The sequence below is a fragment of the Nonomuraea deserti genome (assembly GCF_004348685.1).
In the GTDB taxonomy this organism is placed as follows: Bacteria; Actinomycetota; Actinomycetes; order Streptosporangiales; family Streptosporangiaceae; genus Nonomuraea; species Nonomuraea deserti.
Map to the genome: position 1 here is coordinate 39,638 of NZ_SMKO01000064.1, position 6,000 is coordinate 45,637.

Below are 6,000 nucleotides of genomic sequence, written 5' to 3' on the forward strand. Positions count from 1 at the left end.
CACTGGGCCGGGGCCGGCCATGGCGGGATACGGGCGACCCCGGCGCGGTGCTGTTACTCGACGCGCAACGTTGTCCAGTGGGACGGCTTACCCTCGTACATCGCGTCGTTGCAGTTGCAATTGCCGCAGCCAGGGATCATTTCCGGTCCTTTCCTCGCCTTGCCGGATGAGGTGTCGTACCCGGAGTGACGGACACGTACGCTGGCGTGTCTGCCAGAGTTCCGAACCCCGCGGGCCACACCACCCCACCGCTACCAGCGCCGGGCGTGCGCCATCGCCGCCAGGTACGCATCGCGCTCGGCCGCGAACCGGGCGGGATCGACGCCCTGCCGCTCGGCCCGCAGGTGCAGCATGGTCAGCTCGGTCGCCGCCTGCTGGTAGTCGCTCATGGCCCGGCCGAGCCCCACCTTCCTGGCCCACTTGCGCGCCTCCTTACGGCCGGGCAGCGTGCTGAGCATGCTGACGTCGGCCTCCGTGACCAGCCCGGTCGGCGCGTAGCCGGGCAGGTAGGCGCCCATCTTGGCGACGAGGTGGCGGCGCTCGGCGACGGTCACGGCGATCAGCGCGACCAGCGCGACCATGATCACCAGGTAGGCCAGGCCCAGCCAGGCCAGCGATCCCGTGGTGGCGGCGCCGTTCCAGAGGCCGTGCAGGAAGACGGCGCCGACGTAACCCAGCGGGATCGCGGCGTACCTTCCCGCGGTGCGCCGGGTGAGCGCGTACGCGACCCCCACACCGATCAGGGAGGTGTAGACCGGGTGGCCGAGCGGGTCGATCAGGCCCCGCACGACGAACAACTGCACCGCACCGCCGGCGCCCTGTTCCGCGAACGCCAGCAGGTAGTAGCCGACGTTCTCCACGGCGGCGAAGCCGAGGCCGGCCATGGAGGCGTACACGATGCCGTCGGTCAGGCCGTCGATCTCCCTGCGCCTGCGCAGGAGCAGGAGCAGGGCCGAGCCCTTGAGCGCCTCCTCGATCACCGGGGCGAGCACGACCGCGCCCACGTCGTCGACGACCGCGGCGCCGAACCCGGCCCGGACGAACAACTGTTGCCCCACGAGCGTCAGCGCGATGCCCAGCACGATCGCCAGCCCGGCGCCCCACGCGAACGCGAAGGCGAGGCTGAGCTTGGGCTCGGGCTCCAGCCGGTCGAGGGAGAGCACCGCGGCGAGCAGCACCGGCAGCGGCGCCACGGCCAGCAGCGCGGCCAGTCCGAAGCCGACGGGACCGCCGGACACCAGCATGACCGCCAGCACGAGCAGCGCCAGCACGCCGGAGACCACCAGGCCGATCAGCAGGGCCTTGCTCGGGCGCTGGGAGAGGACGCGCTGGGGCGGAGCTGTCATCGTGGTGCCTCACTTCCCGTCCGGTCCGCCCACTATGCGGGCCACGCATCTACAGGCGCTTAACGGTCACTTGATTCGCGGTAATAGGGGTCGGCCACGACGGGCTCGCCGTCGGTGTACGAATACACCTCCCGGCCGGAAATGAACACCCTCCGCGCCCGGCTCATGACGTCCAGCGGGTCACCGGACCAGATGACCACGTCGCCGTCGAGCCCGGGGCGCAGGGAGCCCACCCGGTCGTCGAGGCCCATGATCCTGGCCGGGTTCAGGGTGATCGACCGCAGCGCCTCGGCCGGGTCCATCCCCTCCTTGACCGCGAGCGTGGCCTGATGGACGAGGAAGTGGATGGGCACGACGGGGTGGTCCGTGGTGATGGCCAGCTCGACGCCCGCCCGTGCCAGGATGCCGGGATTGCGCAGCGAGCGCTGCCGCAGCTCGACCTTCGACCGGCTGGTGAACAGCGGGCCGATGATGACCGGAACGTTCCTGGCGGCCAGGGTGTCGGCCAGCAGGTGACCTTCGGTGCCGTGATTGATCACGAGCCGGTAGCCGAACTCCGCCGCCAGCCTGAGCGCCGTGGCGATGTCGTCGGCCCGGTGCGTGTGCTGGCACCACGGCAGCTCGCCGTCCAGCACGCGGACGAGGACCTCCAGCGTGCCGTCGCGGTCGAACGGCTTGCCCTCCGCCTCCGCGGCCGCCCGCCTGGCCCGGTAGTCCTGCGCCTTCATGAACGCGTCGCGGATCACCGCGGCCACGCCCTGCCGGGTGGAGGGCAGCTTCTTCTGGTCGCCGTAGACGCGCTTGGGGTTCTCGCCGAGGGCGCTCTTGACGCTCACCGGCTCCCTGATCAGCATCTCGTCCACGCTCCTGCCCCAGCACTTCACGGCGACCGTCTGCCCGCCGATCGGGTTGCCGGAGCCCGGCTTGATCACCGCCGTGGTCACGCCGCCCGACAGCGCGTCGGCGAAGCCCAGGTCGGCGGGGTTGATGGCGTCGAGGGCACGCAGGCGGGCGCCGTTCGGGTCGGTCATCTCGTTGGTGTCCTGACCGGCCCAGCCCTCCGCCTCCTCGTACACGCCGAGGTGGCCATGGGCCTCGACGAAGCCGGGCAGCACCCAGCCGCCGCCCGCGTCCACGACGGGAGTCCCCTCCGGCACGGCCACGTCCCGGCCGACCGCGGTGATCTTCCCGTCCTCGATGAGCACGGTGCCGCCGTCGATGGGGTCGCCGTCGACCGGAACGACATATCCGCTGGTGATCGCAAGTTTCATGACCCGTAACTTACAGGTGAGCGGGTAGGGGCCCGGAATGACGATCTCCGACCTGTACAGGCGATGGCTGCTCGAGATGTGGAACGGCGACTTCGAGCTCGCGCACGAACTGGTCACCCCCGGCTTCACCGGCCACTGGCCAGGCATGGAGGTGTCGGGGCCGGGCGAGCTGGTCGAGGTGCTCAAGCAGGGGTACGCCCCCTTCGCCGACGTCGAGGTCACGCTCGACGTCGGCCCGATCCCGTACGGCGACCTGGTGGCGGCCAGGTGGACGTTCGCCGGCGCCTACCGGGGCGGCCTCCCCGGCGCGACCGTGGCCGAGGGGACCAGGGTGGCCTTCAGCGGGCACGACATCCTGCGGGCCGAGGGCGGCAGGTTCGCGGAGTACTGGGTGATCTCGGATGCCCAGACCTTCAGCAGGGAACTGGGGATAGGCTGACATATCTCTTTATTTCGGTGCACTTCATATCGGTGCACGCGGTACGTACAGGATGGTGCATGTCACAGGAGTACGCGCCCGAGGCGGGCCCGCCACCCCGCTCCCTGAGTGACGGCGAGCTGTCCCAGCTGCTGAGCGGGCAGCGGTTCGGGGCGCTGGCCACCAACAAGAGCAGCGGCCACCCGCACATGTCCACCGTCCAGTACACGTGGGACCCCCGGCAGCGCGTCGTGCGCATCTCCACCATGGCCGAGCGGCTCAAGGTCAGGCAGCTGCACGAGGACCCGCGCGGCGCCCTCTACGTGGCCAGCGACGACTTCGCCTCCTACGCCGTGGCCGAGGGCGAGGCCGAGCTGTCGCCGGTGACCACCGATCCGGGCGACGAGGTGGGCCTGGAACTCCTGGCCATGCAGCAGCACGTCGGCGACCCCACCGCCTTCCTGCGCCAGATGGCCGACGACCGGCGGCTGGTGATCAGGCTCAGGGTGTCGCAACTGTACGGGACCGTTCTTTCCAAGCCCGCCGGATAGCGCGGCGCCGGTTGTAGGCCACCGATGCGATCACGACCAGGACGAGCGCCAGGTCGACGGCCGCCGACCAGCGCATGGCCGTGACGTGGCCCCCGCCCTCCGCGACGGCGAAGAAGACCGCGCCGATCACGGCCACGCCACCCGCGCCCGCGAACTGCTGGGCGGTGCTCAGCACGCCCGACCCGATGCCGGCCTGATGCGGCTCGACCTCGACCAGCGCCGCCCCGATGAGTTGCGGCAGCACCAGGCCGTTGCCGGCGCCGACGAGCATGAGCGCGACCAGGACGTACGGCAGCCCCTGACCGACCGCCACCAGGAGCAGCCCCAGCCCGAGCGCGACCACCAGGCCGCCCGCGATGACGACGATCAGCCCGCGCCTCCTGACCAGCCGGACCCCGAGCAACGAGGTGAGCGTGAACATCGCGCCCATCGGCGCGAATGCCAGGCCCGCCTGGAACGCCGTGAGCCCCAGCCCGGTCTGGAGCAGCAGCGTCAGCGTGAACATGAACGAGGCGAAGTACGCCATGAAGGCGACGATCGACCCGACGCCCGCCAGGTAGGAGTGGACCCTGAGCAGCGCCAGGTCGAGCACCGGCTGCCCGCCGCGCGCCCCGATCGCCCGCAGCCAGCGCCAGGTCAGCACGAACACCGGGACGCTCGCCACCATGCACGCCCAGGTCCAGAGGGGCCAGCCCAGGCTGTTGCCGAGGCCCAGCGGCACCAGCAGCAACGCCACCCCGGCCGCCAGCCCGGCCGCGCCCGGCACGTCGAGCCGGGATCGACGTGCCGTCTCCACCTCGGGGAGCAGCCGCCAGGCCAGCGGCACGACGACCAGGCCGACGGGCAGGTTGATGAGGAAGACCGCCCGCCAGCCGAGCCCGAGCACGTCGGCCGTCAGCAGCAGGCCGCCCAGCACCTGGCCGGCGATCGAGCCGAGGCCGCCGGTCGCGCCGTACCAGCCGATGGCGCGTGCCCGCTCGCCCGGCGGATAGACGGCGGAGATCGTGGCCAGCACCTGCGGCACCATGGCGGCGCCCGCCAGCCCCTGCAGCAGGCGGGCGGCGACGAGCTGGGCCGGGGTCTGCGCGATCCCGGCCAGCAGCGACGCCACCGTGAACGCGGCCACTCCCCAGACGAACACGCGCCGGTAGCCGTAGCGGTCGCCGAGCCGCCCGCCGGTGATCATCCCGGCCGCGTACGTGAAGGCGTAGCCGGCCACGATCAGCTCCAGGGCCGCTGGCCCGGCGTGCAGGTCACGTTCGAAGGAAGGGGCGGCCACGTTCACCACGAAGAAGTCGAACTGCGCCATGAACCAAGCCGACAGAAGAACGGCCAACGCCCCGCGATAGTGCACATTTCAGGTTAAAGGGTCCTGAACTTCTACCCTGCGGCAGGCCCGCGTGTCGGATGCTCACCGCCAGGGCACCGCGGGGCTACTCTGCACTCAACTGCAAGTCATGCGATCTTGTGACCGTCGAGTCGTAGGCCTCTCCCCAGCAGAGGAGACCCATGTCCAGACGACTCGCCCTCATCATCGCGACCACCCTCGCCGCCCTGACCGCGCTCACCGGAACCGCCACCGCGGCCGGCGGCCGGCCGGCCATCGACGTGGCCCACCGGAACGCCTCCGCGTATGCCGACCGGCCGGTCGTCAACGTCGCCCACCGGGGCGCCTCCGCGTACGCCCCCGAGAACACGATCGTCGCCTTCGAGCTCGCGGACGACCAGCGGGCCGACATGTTCGAGCTGGACGTCCAGGAGACCAAGGACCACCGGCTGGTCCTCATGCACGACACCACCCTGACCCGCACCACCGACGCCGAGGAGGTCTTCCCCGGCCTGTCGCCGTGGAACGTGGGCGACCTCACCCTCTCCCAGATCCGCGAACTCGACGCCGGCTCGTGGCTCTCCGGCGAGTACGCGGGCGAGCCGGTGCCCACACTCGGCGAGGCGCTGCGCACGATGAGCGGCTCCGGCATGGGCCTCCTCCTGGAGGTCAAGGCCCCCGACCGGTACCCCGGCATCGAGGCCCGCATCGCCGCCGAACTGCGGCGCAACCCCCACTGGCTGGCGCCGGGGCGGCTGGTCGTGCAGTCGTTCGACTGGGATTCGATGCGGAAGTTCCACCGGCTCATGCCCGGCGTGCCGATCGGGCTGCTCGGCACGCCGGCGACCGCGGAACTGCCCTCACTGGCCAGGTTCGCCGACCAGATCAACCCGCCGTACACGACGCTCACGGCGACGTACGTGCGGCGCGTGCACGGGCTCGGCATGGAGGTCCTCACCTACACGGTAGACGACCCGGACGACATGCGCCGGATGATCTCCTACGGGGTGGACGGCATCATCACCAACAAACCCGACGTCCTGCGTGACCTGACCGACGCCTGACCTTCAGCCGCCCGCCTCCCGCC

The 6,000-nt window shown here is 71.1% G+C and carries 6 protein-coding genes; 3 read left to right on the forward strand and 3 right to left on the reverse strand.

Annotated features, from left to right (window positions below; all coding sequences use genetic code 11):
- Nucleotides 1-251: 251 nt before the first annotated feature.
- Both E1292_RS23390 and E1292_RS23395 read right to left on the reverse strand, forming a co-directional pair.
- Nucleotides 252-1,346: a PrsW family intramembrane metalloprotease gene (locus tag E1292_RS23390; protein WP_132597360.1), complete on the reverse strand. Its 1,095-nt coding sequence runs from the start codon at nt 1,344-1,346 to the stop codon at nt 252-254.
- A gap of 59 nt (nt 1,347-1,405) precedes the next feature.
- On the reverse strand, nt 1,406-2,617 hold the full coding sequence (locus E1292_RS23395; protein ID WP_132597361.1) for an amidohydrolase: 1,212 nt from the start codon (nt 2,615-2,617) through the stop codon (nt 1,406-1,408).
- A gap of 37 nt (nt 2,618-2,654) precedes the next feature.
- Here E1292_RS23395 and E1292_RS23400 point away from each other — a divergent pair, with 37 nt between their 5' ends.
- Together E1292_RS23400 and E1292_RS23405 are read left to right on the forward strand one after the other, a co-directional pair.
- Nucleotides 2,655-3,056 carry an ester cyclase gene (locus tag E1292_RS23400; protein ID WP_132597362.1) on the forward strand — a complete coding sequence of 134 codons (402 nt, stop codon included), beginning with the start codon at nt 2,655-2,657 and terminating at the stop codon, nt 3,054-3,056.
- A 59-nt stretch (nt 3,057-3,115) separates the two neighbouring features.
- Nucleotides 3,116-3,586, forward strand: a complete 471-nt coding sequence (locus E1292_RS23405; RefSeq protein ID WP_132597363.1) for a TIGR03618 family F420-dependent PPOX class oxidoreductase — start codon at nt 3,116-3,118, stop codon at nt 3,584-3,586.
- Here E1292_RS23405 and E1292_RS23410 read toward each other — a convergent pair.
- Entirely contained in the window at nt 3,537-4,895 is a 1,359-nt protein-coding gene (locus E1292_RS23410) for an MFS transporter (RefSeq protein WP_132597364.1), read from the reverse strand. The two genes, E1292_RS23405 and E1292_RS23410, sit on opposite strands and share 50 nt — an antisense overlap.
- Nucleotides 4,896-5,095: 200 nt before the next feature.
- Here E1292_RS23410 and E1292_RS23415 point away from each other — a divergent pair, with 200 nt between their 5' ends.
- Nucleotides 5,096-5,977, forward strand: coding sequence for a glycerophosphodiester phosphodiesterase (locus E1292_RS23415; RefSeq protein ID WP_132597365.1), 882 nt, complete (start codon nt 5,096-5,098; stop codon nt 5,975-5,977).
- Nucleotides 5,978-6,000 lie beyond the last annotated feature (23 nt).

Bases quoted from the DNA above. Each gene is read 5' to 3' on its own strand.
- E1292_RS23405 (WP_132597363.1), top strand. From the start codon at position 3,116: ATGTCACAGGAGTACGCGCCCGAGGCGGGCCCGCCACCCCGCTCCCTG.
- E1292_RS23390 (WP_132597360.1), bottom strand. From the start codon at position 1,346: ATGACAGCTCCGCCCCAGCGCGTCCTCTCCCAGCGCCCGAGCAAGGCC.
- E1292_RS23415 (WP_132597365.1), top strand. From the start codon at position 5,096: ATGTCCAGACGACTCGCCCTCATCATCGCGACCACCCTCGCCGCCCTG.
- E1292_RS23410 (WP_132597364.1), bottom strand. From the start codon at position 4,895: ATGGCGCAGTTCGACTTCTTCGTGGTGAACGTGGCCGCCCCTTCCTTC.
- E1292_RS23395 (WP_132597361.1), bottom strand. From the start codon at position 2,617: ATGAAACTTGCGATCACCAGCGGATATGTCGTTCCGGTCGACGGCGAC.
- E1292_RS23400 (WP_132597362.1), top strand. From the start codon at position 2,655: ATGACGATCTCCGACCTGTACAGGCGATGGCTGCTCGAGATGTGGAAC.